General features: G+C 68.2%; 13 protein-coding genes. All 13 read right to left on the bottom strand.

All coding sequences use genetic code 11. From position 1 onward, the window contains the following. Positions 1 to 49: 49 nt before the first annotated feature. The 13 genes from ABD743_RS11125 to ABD743_RS11065 all read right to left on the bottom strand — a co-directional run bounded on the left by ABD743_RS11125 (position 50) and on the right by ABD743_RS11065 (position 16,573). Positions 50 to 1,117, bottom strand: a complete 1,068-nt coding sequence (locus ABD743_RS11125; RefSeq protein ID WP_344721407.1) for an ABC transporter ATP-binding protein — start codon at positions 1,115 to 1,117, stop codon at positions 50 to 52. After that, positions 1,117 to 2,019 carry an ABC transporter permease gene (locus tag ABD743_RS11120; protein WP_344721405.1) on the bottom strand — a complete coding sequence of 301 codons (903 nt, stop codon included), beginning with the start codon at positions 2,017 to 2,019 and terminating at the stop codon, positions 1,117 to 1,119. Before ABD743_RS11120 ends, ABD743_RS11125 begins: the two co-directional genes overlap by 1 nt. After that, positions 2,016 to 2,963, bottom strand: a complete 948-nt coding sequence (locus ABD743_RS11115) for an ABC transporter permease (protein ID WP_344721403.1) — start codon at positions 2,961 to 2,963, stop codon at positions 2,016 to 2,018. The genes ABD743_RS11120 and ABD743_RS11115 overlap by 4 nt, the downstream gene beginning before the upstream one ends. Next, entirely contained in the window at positions 2,960 to 4,498 is a 1,539-nt protein-coding gene (locus tag ABD743_RS11110) for an ABC transporter substrate-binding protein (RefSeq protein ID WP_344721402.1), read from the bottom strand. The genes ABD743_RS11115 and ABD743_RS11110 overlap by 4 nt, the downstream gene beginning before the upstream one ends. Positions 4,499 to 5,132: 634 nt before the next feature. Beyond that, positions 5,133 to 6,122, bottom strand: a complete 990-nt coding sequence (locus ABD743_RS11105; protein WP_344721400.1) for a phosphotriesterase family protein — start codon at positions 6,120 to 6,122, stop codon at positions 5,133 to 5,135. Between the two features lie 85 nt (positions 6,123 to 6,207). Further along, positions 6,208 to 7,476 (bottom strand): MFS transporter, encoded by a 1,269-nt coding sequence (locus ABD743_RS11100; protein WP_344721398.1) that lies wholly within the window; start codon positions 7,474 to 7,476, stop codon positions 6,208 to 6,210. 91 nt (positions 7,477 to 7,567) lie between these two features. Beyond that, entirely contained in the window at positions 7,568 to 8,485 is a 918-nt protein-coding gene (locus ABD743_RS11095; RefSeq protein ID WP_344721396.1) for an enoyl-CoA hydratase-related protein, read from the bottom strand. A gap of 35 nt (positions 8,486 to 8,520) precedes the next feature. Further along, positions 8,521 to 10,239 carry a class I adenylate-forming enzyme family protein gene (locus tag ABD743_RS11090; protein ID WP_344721394.1) on the bottom strand — a complete coding sequence of 573 codons (1,719 nt, stop codon included), beginning with the start codon at positions 10,237 to 10,239 and terminating at the stop codon, positions 8,521 to 8,523. Between the two features lie 59 nt (positions 10,240 to 10,298). Beyond that, complete coding sequence (locus tag ABD743_RS11085; RefSeq protein ID WP_344721392.1) at positions 10,299 to 11,039, bottom strand: ABC transporter ATP-binding protein; 741 nt, start codon at positions 11,037 to 11,039, stop codon at positions 10,299 to 10,301. Beyond that, on the bottom strand, positions 11,020 to 12,894 hold the full coding sequence (locus ABD743_RS11080; protein ID WP_344721390.1) for a branched-chain amino acid ABC transporter ATP-binding protein/permease: 1,875 nt from the start codon (positions 12,892 to 12,894) through the stop codon (positions 11,020 to 11,022). Before ABD743_RS11080 ends, ABD743_RS11085 begins: the two co-directional genes overlap by 20 nt. Then, positions 12,891 to 13,829 carry a branched-chain amino acid ABC transporter permease gene (locus ABD743_RS11075; RefSeq protein ID WP_344721388.1) on the bottom strand — a complete coding sequence of 313 codons (939 nt, stop codon included), beginning with the start codon at positions 13,827 to 13,829 and terminating at the stop codon, positions 12,891 to 12,893. Before ABD743_RS11075 ends, ABD743_RS11080 begins: the two co-directional genes overlap by 4 nt. Before the next feature lie 28 nt (positions 13,830 to 13,857). Beyond that, positions 13,858 to 15,174, bottom strand: a complete 1,317-nt coding sequence (locus tag ABD743_RS11070; RefSeq protein ID WP_344721386.1) for an ABC transporter substrate-binding protein — start codon at positions 15,172 to 15,174, stop codon at positions 13,858 to 13,860. Between the two features lie 196 nt (positions 15,175 to 15,370). Then, positions 15,371 to 16,573: an LLM class flavin-dependent oxidoreductase gene (locus ABD743_RS11065; protein ID WP_344721384.1), complete on the bottom strand. Its 1,203-nt coding sequence runs from the start codon at positions 16,571 to 16,573 to the stop codon at positions 15,371 to 15,373. Between the last annotated feature and the right edge of the window lie 5 nt (positions 16,574 to 16,578).

Below are 16,578 nucleotides of genomic sequence, written 5' to 3'. Positions count from 1 at the left end.
TCCACGGTCGCCGCGGTGGCATCGACCGGTTGTGCCGTCGTCGCCCGCCTCATCCCGCTCCCCCGTCCAGTCCTGCGCCGGCGGCCGCGATGCGGTCGTCGACGATGCGTGGCAGCCGGTCGATCTCGCCGCGCTGGATCCGCAGGCAGCGGCTCGCGCGGGTGTCGTCGAGGAGGGCGAGCTCGGGCTCCTCCGTGTCGCAGAGGTCGTTCCTGGCGTGGCTGCAGCGAGGGTGGAAGCGGCAGCCGGTGGGCATCTGGTCCGGGCGCGGCACCACGCCGGGGATCGAGCTGAGGTCGAGCCCGGCGTGAGCCGCCTGCGGCATCGCCCGCAGGAGCCCGGACGTGTAGGGGTGGCGCGGGTCGGCGAAGAGCTCGACGGTGCCGGCCTCCTCCACCGGCTGACCGGCGTACATGACCGTCACCTCGTCGCAGAAGTCCGCGACGACGCCCAGGTCGTGGGTGACGAGCAGGACCGCCATCGACGTGCTCTCGCGCAGCTCCCGCAACAGCTGCAGGATCGCCGCCTGGACCGTGACGTCGAGAGCGGTCGTCGGCTCGTCCGCGATCAGGAGCTTCGGGCGGCACGAGATCGCCATCGCGATCATCACCCGCTGGCGCATTCCGCCGCTGAACGTGTGCGGATACTCCGCCGCGCGACGCCTGGCGGCAGGGATTCCGACGAGGTCGAGCGACTCCACCGTGCGCGCCCAGGCCTCCCGACGGGAGGCTCCGGTGTGCACACGGACGGTCTCGGCGATCTGCTCACCGACCGTGTAGGCCGGGTTGAGGCTGGTCATGGGCTCCTGGAAGATCATCGCGATCTCGGTGCCGCGGACCCCGCGCATCTGCCGCTCGGTCCGGCCGAGCAGGTCGCGCCCCTGCAGGCGGATCCGGCCGCCGGGGATCCGGCTGTGCCGCTTCGGGAGCAGTCCCATGACGGCGAGCGCGGTGACGGTCTTCCCCGAGCCCGACTCCCCGACCAACGCCCGGGCACCACCCTGGGGGACGTCGAGCCGGACACCGTCGACGACCCGCATCCAGCCGTCGTCGGAGTCGAACTCGATCTGCAGATCGCGGATCTCGAGCAGCGGCTCGCGGCTCGCGGCTGCGTTCATCACGACCTCCGCTCACGGCCGATGGCATCCCGGATGCCATCGCCGAGCAGGTTGAACGACAGGACCATGAGCATGATCAACAAGCCGGGCACGACGACCAGCCATGGGCCGAGGAACTGCTGCTCGAACGCCGTGCGCAGCATCGCCCCCCAGCTCGGGGCCGGCGGCTGGATGCCGAGCCCGAGGAAGCTCAGCGCAGCCTCGGCGAGCAGCGACAACGACATCAACAAGCTGGTCTGGACGAGCAGGGGCGAGCGGACGTTCGGCAGGACGTGCACGAGCACGGTGCGCAGCCTCGAACAGCCGACGACGATGCTCGCCTCGATGTAGGTCTCCTCCCGCACCGCGAGGCTCGCCCCGCGCACCACGCGGAACAGCCGCGGCGCCGACGCGAGGCCGATGGCCAGCATCGCGTTCACCAGGCCGGGCCCGAGCACGGCGATCACCGCGAGGGCGAGCACCAGCGCCGGGATCGAGTTGAACGCGTCGGCGAGCCGGCTGAGCAACCAGTCGACCCGGCCGCCTGCGAACCCGGCGACCAACCCGAACGAGACGCCTGCGGCCAGCGCGACTCCGACCGAGATCAGCGGCGCGGTGACCGACACGCGGCTGGCATAGAGGGCGCGGCTGAGCACGTCGCGACCGAGATCGTCCGTGCCCAGGATGAACTGCGAGCTGCTGAAGGGGGGCAGGTAACGGCTCGCAAGGTGTTGCAGGTTGGGGTCGTAGGGCGCCAGCACCGGCGCGAGGATCGCGCAGACCACGATGAGCAGCACGAAGGCGAGGCACGCCAGGTTGACCTTGCTCCGCAGGAGCCGCCTGCCGAAGGCCCGCATCGGTGAACGCGCGGCCGGAGGAATCCCGGTCACCGCGGCCGGAGAGGCGACGCCGGGGATGCTCACGACTGCCTCACCTTCGGGTTGAAGTACAGATACGAGGTGTCGACGAGGAAGCTGACCAGCAGCACGAAGAGCGTGATCATCAGGACGAAGCCCTGGACCACCGGGAAGTCCTGGTTGATCACCGAGTCGATCGCGAGCGTGCCGAGGCCGGGGATCGCGAAGATCCGCTCGATGACGATCGCCCCGCCGATCAGGGCCGAGGCCTGCAGCCCGAACACCGTGACCACCGGGATCGCCGCGTTCTTCAGCGTGTGCTTGACGACCACCAGGTGCCGGGGCAACCCCTTGGCCACGGCGGTGCGGATGTAGTCCTGCTCGGTGACGTCGACGACGCCGGCACGAGTCTGGCGCGTCACCTCGGCTGCCGTGACCGTGCCGAGCGCGACCGCAGGCAGCAGCAGATGCTGGAACCAGCCGACGACGCCGCCCTCGGCGATCGGGACGTAGCCGGCCACCGGTGCCAGCCCGAGCTGCACCGCGAACACGCTGACCAGGATCAGACCGAGCCAGAAGCTCGGCATCGAGATGCCGAGCGTCGCAACGGCGGTGGAGAGGCGATCGATGGCGGTGCCCGGACGCAGCCCGGCGATGATGCCCAGCGTCAGTCCGGCGACGACGGCGAGCAGCAGCGCGAGGACCGTGAGCGAGAGCGTCACCGGCAGGGCGTCGGCCAGCGAGGCGAGTACCGGCCTGCTGCTGAGCAGCGAGGTGCCGAGATCACCCTGCACCACCTGCACGAGCCAGCTCGCGTACTGGACGAAGAAGGGGCGGTCCAGTCCGAGCTGCTGACGGACGAGCTCGATCTGCTCCGGTGTGGCGCTCTCACCCGCGGCGACGGACGCGGCGTCGCCGGGGACGAGGTAGGTCAGCGAGAACGTCAGGAAGCTGACGATGAGCATCACCGGGATGATGCTTGCCACGCGCCGGGCGATGAGACCAGTCATGACGTCTTGACCTTGGCCGCGCTGCGAAGGCCGTCGTTGCCGGCCGCACCGGTGAACTCGCCCAGCCCGACCACGTCGTCCAGGTAGCCGCTCGGAAGGGTGTGGTTGCAGACGTAGACGTGCACCGGACCCAGCTCGAACGCGCGAGCGAAGACCTTGTCGTACAGCGCGGACCGCTCCGTGACGTCGATGGGCTCGGCAGCCTTGTTCACCAGGTCGGTGAGCAGCGGGTCGGTGAGGTCACCCGGGTTCTGCGCGCCGTCCTTCAGGTAGTGCTGCGCCGTGAAGATCGACGGATCGGTGTAGGAGCCACCATCGCCCGCGTAGGAGTCGCCCTCGCCCTGGCCGAACATGATCCGTGCCTGCACCACGTCGACGACCCGGAGGTTGACCCGGATACCGACCTCGGCCAGGTTCTGCTGGTACAGCGACGCCCTCGTCTCGTTCGACGGCGTTGCCGGCACGAGCATGTCCATGTCGAACCCGTTGGGCAGGCCGGCCTGGGCCAGCAGCTCCTTCGCCTTGGCGACGTTGCGGGTCCAGCCCCAGTCGTCACGCTCGGCGTCGACCGTCGCCGAGTGGGCGAAGTGGCCCTCCGGGAACGGCTGGACGGTTTTGCGGCAGTCGCCGTTGAACGCCACCTCGGACAGGGCGTCACGGTCGATCGCAAGACTGAACGCCTGCCGGACCTCCTTGGAGCCCAGCTCGCTGCGGGCCGGGTTGAGCAGGATTCGGGCGCCGGAGATGGCGTCGCTGCGGAACAGCTTGATGCCGGCGGCTTCGGCCTCCTTCGCAGGTGGGCCGAGCAGACCGCCGAGGTCCAGCTCGTTCGTCCGCAGCAGGTTCACCACGCCCGAGCCGTTGTTGACGACGACGTCGAGGGTCTTCACGCGGTAGGCGTCGTCGTCCCAGTAGTCGGCGCGACGGGTGTAGGTGTACTGCGTGTCGGGCCGTGCGGAGCTCAGCACCATGGCGCCGGCCCCCACGGGCTTCTGGTCGAGGTCGGGGTTGTTGAACGCCGCAGGCGAGACCATCATGCCGACGCGCGAGGCCAGCACGTTCGGTAATGCGCCGCCCGGCCCCTTCAGGTTGATCTTCACCGTGGCGGGGTCGACCACGTCGACGCTCGCGATCATGAGGATGTCGTTCTTCAGGCGCGAGCGCTCGTTGGTCATGTAGCGGTCGAGGTTCGCCTTGACGGCCTCGGCGTCGACGGGGTTCCCGTCCGAGAAGGTGATCCCCGCGCGGAGCTTCATGATCAGCGCGGACCCGTCCGGCGCCAGTTCCCACGACGTGGCGAGCATCGGCTCCGGCGCACCCGACTCGTCGACCATCGTGAGGCGGTCGTAGACGGGAACCAGCCAGGCCATGTCGAGCTCGGACTGGCTCGTCATCGGGTCGAAGGACGTCGGTGTGGTCTGCTGTGTCCAGCGCAGGGTGGCGTTCCGGTCGATGTCGCCGGTGGCGAACTGCGGCTCACCGACGTCGTTGCCACTCTGCGAGCGCGTGCCCCCGCCGCACGCGGCGAGCAGCATGGCGACAACCGCGATCAGGACGACACCCAGAACACCACGCCGCTGCCTTGCCGCTGTCGGACCACCTACAGCCCGATTCCGGCCCGCCTGAGCCACGGTTTCTCCCATCGCCATTGAAGGATGAACCATTGATCTGCGTCATTCGATGCCGACCGATTCGTGCATGAATGAACGCGTACGACACCAACTCTTAGCGCGCACCGTCGTTCACGTGCGTATCCGAAGATCGATCACCATTGTCTGCGGCCGAGCCCGACCGATTCGCCGATCACATCGGCAGAACGTGGACATTCGCCATAATCGCTCCTCCTCGAGCAGCGTTTGCCCATGACACGCACGAGGCATTGACGCCGAACTCGACTCGCCGGCCCCACGCTGCAGGACCCACTCGAATATCCTTTACCCGCCGGTCGATGTCAAGGGATCACGTCGAGACCTCGACACCTGTTCGATATCTCGAATGGGACACACGAATTGGCGCCCCCGCGGCCGGCGGCGACCGTCGTCAAGTGTGGAGGAGCCCATTCACGCCACCGTCGCGCAATGACATCTGCACGCTGCGGATCGGACCGTCCACACGTGGGGTGCAGGCCGACCGGTGGATGTGGTGAATGGGCTCCTCGGGTCGGGCGGGTCAGTAGCGTTCGCGTGGCGCTTCGAAGATGCGGCGCGGGTTGTTGATCAGCATCTCGTCGAGTTGTTCGTCGGTGACCCCACGCTCCTTGAGTGCCGGGATGACGTCCGTGCTGATGTGGTTGTAGTGCCAGTTCGGCATCCGCAGGGCGTCCGGGACGCGCTCGGCAGGGCTCCAGTCCATGTAGCAGCTGGCGTCGTGCGAGAGCACCATCCGGTCGGCGAAGCCACGCTCGCACAGCGTCGCGACGACCTGGACCCGGTCCTGGAACGGCAGCAGCAGGTCCATCCCGAACCGGTCCATTCCGAGATAGGAACCACGGCGGATGATCTCGGTGAGGTAGTCCAGGTCCGTGGTGTCGCCGGAGTGGCCGATCACCACACGGGAGAGGTCCACTCCTTCGCGCTCGAAGAAGTCCTGCTGGTCGAGACCGCGGCGGGTGTGGCTGTCGGTGTGGGTGGAGATCGGGACACCGGTCTCCCGGTGGGCCGCGGCCACCGCGCGCAGCACCCGCTCGACCCCTGGGGTGATCCCGGGCTGGTCGGTGCAGCACTTCAGGATGGCCGCCTTCACACCGGTGCCGGCGATTCCGTCGACGATGTCCTTGACGAACATCTCGATCATCGGCTCCTCGCCGCCCAGCCGGGTACCGGGCCCGACCGCGGAGAGGAACGTCGGGAGCGCGTCGAACGTGTAGAGCCCGGTGGCGGCGATGATGTTGATGTCGACTTTTTCGTTGATCTTCTGCAGGCGCGGTATGAAGCGGCCCATGTTGAGCACCGTGAGGTCGACGATCGTGTCGATTCCGGCGTCTCGCAACGAGGCGAGCCGCTCGACCGCCTCGTCGACGCGCTTGTCCTCCTCCCAACCCGAGATCTCGGGAAAGTTGTAGTTGATGTCAGAGGTCAGGATGAAGACGTGCTCGTGCATGAGAACGCGGCCGAGCGTCTCGGTGCCGGCGGCGCCGCGCACCGTCTCGACATGTGTCATCTCAATTCCCTTCACCAGAACGGACAATCAACCTTCGAGGAGACGCCGGTCCGATCCGGTCCGGAATACGCCGGCTCTCCTCCCGCTACCTGCGCCGCGAGGCCCGAGCAGGAACCAACGTTTCGGGCATCAGCAGGGCACCGAGGAGCCCGACGCCGAGCACGACGGCTCCCGAGATGAAGGCGACGGAGTACGAGAACACGTCGACGAGCAACCCCGACACCAACGGCCCGACCACCGCGCCCCCGTCGGAGAACATCTGGAAGATCGCCACCCGCTTGCCGGGCCGCCCCCCGCTGATGTCGGCGAGCACTGCCGCCGGAGCGCAGCCGAGGAACGCGCCCGAGACACCGAGCACCGCCATCGCGCCGAGGAACACGCCCAGGTTCGGCGGCAGTAGCGCGAGTGCCAGCACGGCCGCCGTCATCACACCGCTGCCGAGCAGCATCGCAGGCCGCCGCCCCCACGTGTCGACGATCCGGCCCGCCCGCAACAGCACGATGACCTGCGCGACGGACCCGACGAGGAAGGCGGATCCGGCCCACACCGCGCTGCGGCCCAGCTCCTCCACCACATAGATCGGCATGAGCGAGCTGCGGACGCCGTACAGCATCCATCCGACACCGAGGTTCGCGACCAGACATGCTGCGAACGCGCGGGTCAGTGCTCTGCGATCCGCTGCTCCCCGTGACGTGGTCGTGCGCGGGGCAGCCGCGCCGCCCTCGTCCGCGTGCTCGGCCAGCAGCGCCTCGGCGCGGAGGGCGTCATCGGACGCCCCGTCGAGGTCGTTCGCGTCGTCGGGCGGCAAGGTCGGCTGCCGGCTCAGCAAGAGCATGCCGACCACCGCCGCGACCGTGAGAATCGCGCCGTACACGAGAAACGGCACCCGCGGTTCGATCGCGGTGAGAAACCCACCCGCCGCAGGCCCGACGATCGCGCCCACCATGAATCCGCCCTGGAACATGCTGGTGGCTCGGCCGCGCTGGGTGGGCAGCGCGGTCCGGAGCAGCAGCGACATCGCCGCCACGGTGAATGCGGCGCTGCCGATCCCGCCCACCGACCGCAGGATCACCACCCAGGCGAAGCTGGGCGCCAGCCCCGCGACGAAGGTGGTGACCGCCTGGAGCACCAGCCCGCATGCGAGGACACGCCGCGCGCCGAGCCGCTCCACCAACACACCGTTGGCGAGTGCCGACGCCAGCCGGCAGAGGGCGAACGCGCTCACCGCCGTGGCGGCCGCCGTCTTGCCGACGCCGAAGTCCGCGGCGAGCAGCGGGATCGCAGGCCCGACGATGCCGAAACCGAGAGCGACGATGACCGCCACCAGCGAGAGGACGTAGATGTCCCTGGGCATCGCCGGGGACGGCCGCGAGGACCGGAACCGGCGGGCGGAGTCGTGCGTGGACGGTCTGTGTGTCGGACCGGCCTCCGTCATCGGTGTGTCATCAGCCCTTCTCCTGGCGCGCCCGGTAGTCGTTGTACGGGCCGTCGCGCCATTCGAGGACAGGACCGATGCCCGTGCCGTTGCGGTGGGCGTCCGCCATGCGGTCATGGAACTCGTACGCCTGGGCGGTGGCCTGGCTCATCGCGTCGTAGTCGGCGGAGCTGCGCACGGACGAGTAGATGCCCATGTTCTCGTAGAACCGGTTCATGTTCTGCTTGAGGATCGCCAGGTGATCCGACGTGAGGTTGGCGATGTTGTCGGCGTAGTCGATCGCGCGGTCCTCCAGTTCGTCGGCGGGCCAGGCGTGATTGATCATCCCGACCTCCTCCGCCCGCTTGCCGCTGATCGAGGACCCGGTGTAGTAGAGCTCCTTCGCCGCGCGCATGCCCATCACCAAGGGCCAGATGACACCCGTGCGGGAGGTGCCGAACCGGTTGCCGGGGTGCCCGAGCTGGGCGTCATCCGCGGCGACGACCAGGTCGGCCATCATCGCGATCTCGCACCCACCCGCGAGCGCGTAGCCGTGGACCTGCGCGACGGTCACCTTGGCCATGTTCCAGAAGTACATCTGGATGTCGACGATCTGCTGCATGCCGGTGCGCACGCCCATCACGAGCCGTCGCCCCTGCTCGTCGACGGTGCGAAAGGATCGGACGACCGCGTCCGCGCCCTGATCGCGCGGAGGCGTGAGGTCGTAGCCCGCGCTGAAGGTGCGGCCCGCGCCACGCAGGATGATCACGCGGGTGTCGTAGTCGCTCTCCAGCCGGTGCAACGCGTCGTTGAGCTCGTAGAGCAGCTCCTGGCTGAGCGCGTTCATCTTCTTCGGGCGGTTGAGCGTGATCCGCCCGACCCGCCCGTCCTTGCCCACCCGGTCGAGGAGCAGGTTCTCGTAGCTCGTCGTGTAGGGGTCCGCTGTCATGTCGGCCTTCCTGCTCGGTTGCTGCGGAATCGCGTTCAACGGCCGGCCGCCTGGCCGGTGCCGGACGAGCCGACGAGCCCGTCCCTCAATGCCCGTTTCATGATCTTCCCCGTCGCCGTGCGCGGTACGTCCTCGGTGATGAACTCGATGCGCGAGGGCACCTTGAACCGGGCAAGACGCTCGGCCGTGTGCGCCTGCAGTTCCTCGGCCGTGGTCGACCCGTATCCGTCGGCGAGCCGGACTACGGCGGCGACCTCTTCGCCGAGCCGCTCGTGAGGAAGGCCGAACACCGCGGCCGTGTGCACCGCCGGGTGGTCGTAGAGCACAGCCTCGACCTCCCCGCAGTAGACGTTCTCCCCGGCGCGGATCACGACATCCTTGATCCTGTCCACCAGGTAGACACGGCCCTCGTCGTCGACGCGCGCGACGTCGCCGCTGTGGTGCCAGCCGTCGCTGAAGGCCAGGGCCGTGGCTTCCGGGCTGCGCCAGTAGCCGCGCACGATGTTGGGGCCCTTCACCCACAGCTCCCCGACCTCACCGGTCGGGACCTCGTCGCCCAGTTCGTCGACGATCTTGATGTCGTTGACCGGGGTGGGCCGCCCCACGCTGTCGGGGTGCTCCCAGTACTCCTGACCACCGATCAGCGTGACGGCCGACGTCGCCTCGGTCATGCCGTATCCCGTGCCCGCGGCCACCCGCCCGCCGAACAGCTTCTGCACTCGCAGGACCTTCTCCGGGGCGATCGCGGTGGCGGCGAACCCGAACGACTCGAGGCTCGACAGGTCGCGCGTGTTCAACGACGGCGAGTCGAACAGGCCCTGGACCTGCAGTGGCACACCGCCGAACGACGTCAGGCGCTCTCGCTCGATGAGTTCGAGCGCCCGCTCGGCGTCCCACCGGTACATGAGCACCGACTTCGAGCCGGCAGCCATGCCGATGTAGAGCGACGACAGCTGGCTGATGTGGAACAGCGGCATGTGCGCGAGCCCGCCGCGCTGTGGGGCCGGCTCCAGGTCCGGTTCGATTCCGGCCATCTCGGCTGCGATAGCCCCGTTGAGCTGTGCGTTGAGCAGGTTCGTGCAGTGGTTGCGGTGTGAGTGCATCGCACCGCGGGCGCGGCCGGTGGTGCCCGAGGTGTAGAGGATCGTGGCGAGGTCGTCGGTGTCGATCTCCACCGGCCGCAGCGTCAACCCCGCCTGGAGGTGCTTCCGCATCTCCGCGAACGGCACCACCCCGTCGAGCGCCTGCTCGGTGCGCACCGAGACGACTCCGCGGAGCCGGCGTGCAGCGGGGATGATCCGCTGCATCCGCTCGAGCCGTTCGCGATCGACGACCAGGAACACGCCCTCGCTGTCGTCGAGCCCGAACTGCAGCTCGTGCTCCGTCCACCACGCGTTGAGCAGCACGGCGACCGCGCCGAGTGCCTGCGCCGCCCAGAAGAAGAGCGGGAACTCCGGGTAGTTGCGCATGGCGATGACGATGCGATCGCCCGGCCCGATCCCGTAGTTCTCGGCGAGGTGGTGCGCCAGCCCTGCGACGACGTCGTAGTGCTGCTCATAGGTGTAGCGCTCGTCGTCGTAGACGAGGTAGTCGCGGTTTCCCCAGACGCGGCTCGCCTCGAGCACCTCGGTGAGGGTGTGCGGGCCGACCTGATACGCGCGCACCTGCACGCCGAGAACGTCCTGCTCGCGGATCTCGAAGGGTCCGCCGGGCCCGATGAGCCGGGCGAGTGCGTCGTCGCGGGTCGATGCCACCGTGGCCTCCCGAGTGAGCGAGATGATCCTGCCTAGGGCTGGTGAGCGAGCTGGGCGATTCAGAAGACCTCCCACCAGTCGTCACGGGCGCGGGCCTCGTCGCCGGTGCACTCCGCCACGAACTGGCCGCTGCGCATCACGTAGACGTGATCGCAGTACTCGAGCGCGGTGCCGATCGCCTGCTCCACGAGCACGACCGAGAGCCCGTCCTGCTCGACCAGTTGTCTGGCCGCGTCGAGCAGGTTCTGGTTGACCTTCGGCGCGAGGCCGAGGGAGGGCTCGTCGAGCAGCAGGACGCGGGCGCCGGCCATGAGCGCGATACCGAGACTGAGCATGCGCTGCTCGCCACCGCTCATCGAGCCGGCCAGCTGGGTGCGGCGCTCGCCGAGGCGCGGGAAGAGCGCGACCACCCGCTCGCGGCGCTCGTCGATGAGCGTGCGGTCGTCGACGATGGCCGCGCCCAGCTCGAGGTTCTCCCACACCGACACCGAGGAGAAGACGGCCTTCTCCTGTGGCAGCGCGACCAGGCCCCGCGCGACGCGGTGGCTCGCAGGCTTCGCCGTGACGTCCTCGCCGAAGAGCTCGACGGTGCCTGCGAAGCACGGCAACAGCCCGGCGATCGCCTTCATCGTGGTGCTCTTGCCCGCGCCGTTGTGGCCGAAGACCGCGGTGATCTTCCCGCTCGGAACCTCCATCGACACCCCGTGCACGACGGGTTTGCTCGCGTAGCCGGCCTCGAGGCCGGACACCCGTAGCACCGTGGTGGTTTCGGTGATCGCCTCAGACGCCGAAGTAGGCATGCCGCAGCTCCTCATCGGCCATGAGAGCGGAGAGCCGGCCCTGTGAACGGACCTTGCCCATCTCGAGGAAGTAGCAGTGGGCGTCGAGCTTCTCCAGGAACGAGAGATTGTGCTCGACGATGCAGACGGTGCGACCCAGCTCGGGCAGCCTGCGGACGACGGTGGCCACCTCGTCCACCCACGCCGGGTCGACGCCGCTGGTGGGCTCGTCGAGCAGCAGCACGGGCGCGTCGGTGGCCAGCACCCTGGCGATCGCCACCAGTTTCTGGTGACCGTGCCCGAGGCTGCCGACCACCACGCCGGCGCGCTCAGCCATGCCGACGGTCTCGAGATAGCTCATGGCCTGGTCGACGGCACGGCGTTCGTCGCGGCGCCCGCGGATCGGGTCGAACAGGAGCCGGCCGAATGCCTCGCCGGACTGGCCGGGCACCGCCATCACGACGTTCTCGAGCACCGTCATCGCCTGGAACAGCCGAGTGTCCTGGAAGGAGCGGACCATGCCGCGGGACACCACGGCGTCCGGGGTGAGGCCGACGATCGACTCGCCTTCCAGCTCGACGCGCCCCTCGTCGGGAGAGATGAAGCCGGTCCAGAGGCCGAACAAGGTGCTCTTGCCCGCGCCGTTCGGGCCGATGAGGGCGGTGAGGCGATGGCGTTCGAGCTCGAGGTCCACCCCGTCGACGGCGACGATGCCGCCGAAGCGCTTGCGCAGGCCGGTGACGCGCAGCACGACGCGCCGACCGTCTGCGGCCTCCGACGGTGACGGCAGCGGCGCGGTGTCGGGCGGCGGTGGCAGTGCAGGAAGGCCTGCCGCACCGGCCCCGCTGCCGGCCAACGCCACGGGTCGGTGCCCGGCGCTACCCACGGCAGCGGGTAGCGCCCGTGGCACTGCGACCTCGCCCACGGCGTTGCGATCGCTCGCGACTTCGGTCGGACCACCCACGGCGGCCGCCTCGGTGGCGATCCCCCGGCGCCGCAGGAGCCCACGCAGCGACGCTCCCGCCCGTTCCTTCACGATCCCCGACGGCCGCAGGATGCTCACCAGCACGAGCGCCAGGCCGTAGATCACCTGCTGGACGAACGTGGCCTGCTCCGGCGCGATCGCCACGACGTTCTGGAGGAACGGAGTGGAGCCCTGGATCAGGATGGCGCCGACGATCGCTCCGATCATGTTTCCGGAACCACCGATGATGACCATCGACATCATCGCGATCGACTGGTTCAGCGAGAAGAACAGCGCGTTCGCCGTCGAGTAGTAGTAGACGAGGCACGCGCCGGCGAGGCCCGCGATGCCCGACGTCAGGGCGAACACCGACACCTTGAACCGGGTGGTGTTCTTGCCGAGCGACCGGGTGGCCGCCTCGTCCTCACGCAGGCCCTTGAGCACGCGTCCGAACGCCGACTCCCCCAGGCGCCAGCAGACCGCCACGACGAGGAGGGAGATCACCAGGAACACCCAGAAGATCGCGCCCGGATCCGTGATCTGCTGTCCGAACAGGGAGATCGGCAGAACGCCGGTGAGGTTGTAGCCGCCGCCGAGCGCGGGCAACGTCATCGTCAGCTGGTTGACGATGTAGGCGAACGCGAGGGTCAGCAGGATGACCCAGTCGGAGCCCAGCGCGAGTGCCGGGAGGCTGACCAGGGCGCCGAACAGGTATCCGACGACGATCGCCAGCAGCAGCCCGACCAGGAACGGCACTCCGAGGTAGATGGAGAACAGCGCCGCGGTGTAGCCGCCGACCGCGCCGAAGGCGGCGTGGGCGATCGTCGGCTGGCCCGTGTAGCCCAGGATCAGGTTGAGGGACGCGGCGAACATGATCATGATCAGGATCTGGTTGACCAGGTCGATGTTCATGAGGACGCACCTCCGGGCGCGGCCGGGGACGGGGCGAACCGCGCGCGGACGGACGGCGCGACCACCTGCACCGCCCGTACGGCGACGTAGATCAGCAAGATCGAGAAGACCACGAGGACGCTCCATGCGGGAGCGATGAACAACGCGGAGAGGCTCGCGACCTCACCGATGGCCACGCCGTACACGGCCAGCTTCACCGGTGAGGCGGACGCGCCGGCCAGCGCGGCGACGACGAACCCGTAGAACACCCTGTCGAAGCCCATGCCGGGGCTCGCCGCCGTGTTGGTGGCGTCGATCATCCCGAGGATGCCGCTGACCAGCGAGCCGATCGCGAACACCAGCAGGAACATCCGGCCGGTGTTGATGCCCACCGATGCCGCCATCGTCGGGTTCACCCGCACCCCGCCGATCCACCGGCCCCAGCGGGTGCGCGTGAGGAAGTACTGCAGGGCACCGATGATCACGATGCCCACGATCACCGTGACGACGTCGAGGTTGGTGAAGTTGACCTCCCCGATCAGCACACCTGCCGGCGGGATGACCTCCAGCGGCAGCGGCTGGGTGTTGAAGCCGATCGACAGCGCGTTCTGCACGACGACCGTGACACCGAGCGAGGCGATGAAGACGGGGATGAGCGGGTCGTTGCCCGTGCGCTCGGCCCGCCGGCTGATCGGCCGGTACACGATCAGCTCGAGCAGGACGCCCAGCGCCGTGCCGACGGCGAGACCGATGATCACGGCGATCGGCACGATGAGGTAGAACGTGCGGACGAAGAAGATCGCCGTGTACACGGCGAGGACGTACGTCGAGATGTAGGCGACGTGGAACCGCCGGGTGATGGAGATGATCAGCCCGAAGCTGGCGGCGAGCAACGCGATCTTGGTGCCGTCGACGAGCCCGTTGATCAGCAGCTGGATGAGATGTTGTATCTCCACGGCACTCCTCTCTATGGGTTCGCCGGGCTCAGGGCTTGGAGAGTGAGAAGTCGCGCCCACCGATGTCGCCGGAGGCGAGCAGCTTGGGCACCGTGTCGCGCACCTCGAAGATCCCCATGGGGCGAGTGGCGAGTGTGTGGGTCACCGGGTCGAACTCCAGCCGCCCCGTCGGCGAGCCCGTCCCGTAGACGCTGCTGAACGTGGGATCGTCGAGCAGCGCGTTCTGCAGCTGCTCCCCGTCCTGCGGGTCACCACCCTTCTTGATGACCCGCTTGACCAGCTCCCAGAGCAGAAAAGTCGACTCGTAGTAGTTGGCCGGGAAGTAGTCGGGGATCTCCTTGTGCTTGGCGTAGTAGGTCGAGACGAAGTACGTGCCCCAGTCGTTGCGCGGATTGCTGTCGAAGTAGTCGGCGGCGAACACGTACCCGTTCATCGCGGAGCCGGCGATCTCAGCCGTCGAGGACGCGTAGTCCGACCCGATCACCTTGGCTTCGAGACCGCTGGTGGCGAACTTCTTCATGAACGCGGGTGGGTCGCTGCCGTAGAGCGGGGTGAAGAACACGTCAGGCTTGATCCGGCGCGCCTCCGTGAGGGCCGCCGTGAAGTCGCCACCGGCGTTCGTCGCGATGTAGACGACGGTGGAGACCTCGGCTCCTTTCGGACCGAACTTCGACACCGCGTTGCGGAAGTCGGCCTCGAGCGCAGCACTGAAGTCGCCGGAGTTCGTGTTGAGCAGCGTGATCTTGCGCGCATCGGGCAGTGCGGCGGTCATGTACTGCAGGCCGATGGGGAATGTGTCGTTGGGCGCGAGGGCGCGGGCGCCCCACACGTAGGGCAGCTTCTGGAAGAGCGTGGACGTGCCACCGCCCGGATCGATACCGAGAATCTTGAACTGGGCCAGTGGGCCGACCATGCTCCCCACGTTGAAGACGTTGGCGGCCAGCACCATTCCGATCTTGCGCGAGGCGAAGTCGCGGACAGCATCGGCACCCGCGGTGGTGGACGCCGCGACGTCCTTCGGAACGAACGTGAACTGCGGCCCACCCGCGGCCGCGATCTGCTCGGCCGCCAACTCCATGCCCCTGAGGCTGAGCTGCCCGTAGTACGCCTGGAACGTGCTCAGCAACAACGTCGCTCCGACGGTGATCGGCAGCCCGGCGCCCACCGCGGCACCTCCGGGACCGGCGAAGTTCTTCTTGATGAAGTCCGGGTCGACCGGCGCCACGGCGGCGGTCTCGGCGATGTTCGGCCCGGGCGGGGCGGAACACGCGGCGAGGCCGAGGGCAGCGAGGCCTGCACCCGAGAGGGTCAGAAAGGAGCGGCGGCTGAGGGGAGGGCGCGTCATCGAGTTCCTCCGGTTGCGACACGACGGACCCTCCGACGCTGTGACCCATCGAGAGAACCATTGTCCGAGTATTCGGACAGCCGCCGAATCGAGATATTCCGAAAATAACGCCTTGCGACAAACGGCGTCAACATGACACTCGCCGCTGTTCATGACCGCGCTGTGTGCAGATACACACGCCGGCCGGATCGACAGGTCAGCCGAATGCCGCTTCCATACCCTGACCGGGCCGGGCCGGGTCGGCCGCGCGCTTCTGGGCCCACTCCGCTTCGTGCTTGTCGAACATGGCCCGCGCGGCGATCTTTCGTTTATCGGTCAGTTCCTGCTGGTGCGCGGTGACCCAGTCGTAGGAGTTCTGCCGCGGTGTGTTGTACCCCTCGAAATGCGGCATCACGTAGCGGGCATAGAGCTCGTAGGACTTCTTCGTGTGCTCCCAGGTGGCCCAGTCGTGTGCGTTCAGCAGGATGGCACCGATTTCCGGGGTCTTCTGGTACAGCCGCTCGATGCGGGCAATCGCGTCGTCGGGGGTGCCGATGACCGCGGCGCCCTGTTCGACATACCAGTCCACCAGGTCGACGCCCTCGGGCACGAAGATGCGAGGCATGTTGTTGTTCAGGTAGTCGACCTGTTCCTGCAAGCCGAAGCGAACCTGCTCGAGAGCCTCTTCCCGCGTCTCGGCCAGGTGCATCCCGACCACGAGCCGCAGCCGGCTCGGATCCATCGTCCTGCCGTGCTCGGCGGCCACCTCGCTGGCGATCGCCCAGTTCACGTCGAGGGCGTTGAAGCCGGCGTTCTCACCAGCGGCGACGCACAGCATGCCCAGGTCGTACTTGCCGGCCAGCCGCCCCCCGGACGGGGTGACGGCGCTGGCGACGCACACCTCGGGGTAGGGCTTCGAGTACGGCGGAAGGTGGAGCGACGCCTCGACGAGCGTGTACCAGTCCGTCTTCTCCGTGACCACCTCTCCGTTGAACAGGCGCAGGATGACGTCGAGGCCCTCCGCCATCCGGTCCCGCTGGACCGAGGGGTCGATGCCCAGCATCAGCGCGTCGGACGCGAGCAGGCCGGGGCCGACGCCGAACATCACGCGACCGCGTGTCATGTGGTCGAGCTGGACAATGCGGTCCGCCACCATCAGCGGGTTGTGGTACGGCAGGGACACCACTCCGGTCCCCAGCCGGATGTTCCGTGTGCGTTCGGCAACAGCTGCGATGAACAGCTCCGGGGACGCGATCGTCTCCATCCCGGCCGAGTGGTGTTCACCGATCCAGGCCTCGTGGAAGCCGAGTTCGTCGAGCAGCTGAATCAGCTGCATGTCCTGCTGGAGGAGGAGCGTGGGATTCTCGTTCATCTTGTGGAACGGGGCCATGAAAACGCCGTGGCGCAGCTTTACTGCCATTACTC

The sequence above is a fragment of the Pseudonocardia yunnanensis genome, from assembly GCF_039534065.1.
Lineage (GTDB): Bacteria > Actinomycetota > Actinomycetes > Mycobacteriales > Pseudonocardiaceae > Pseudonocardia > Pseudonocardia yunnanensis.
This window is presented reverse-complemented; position numbering and strand designations above follow the sequence as displayed.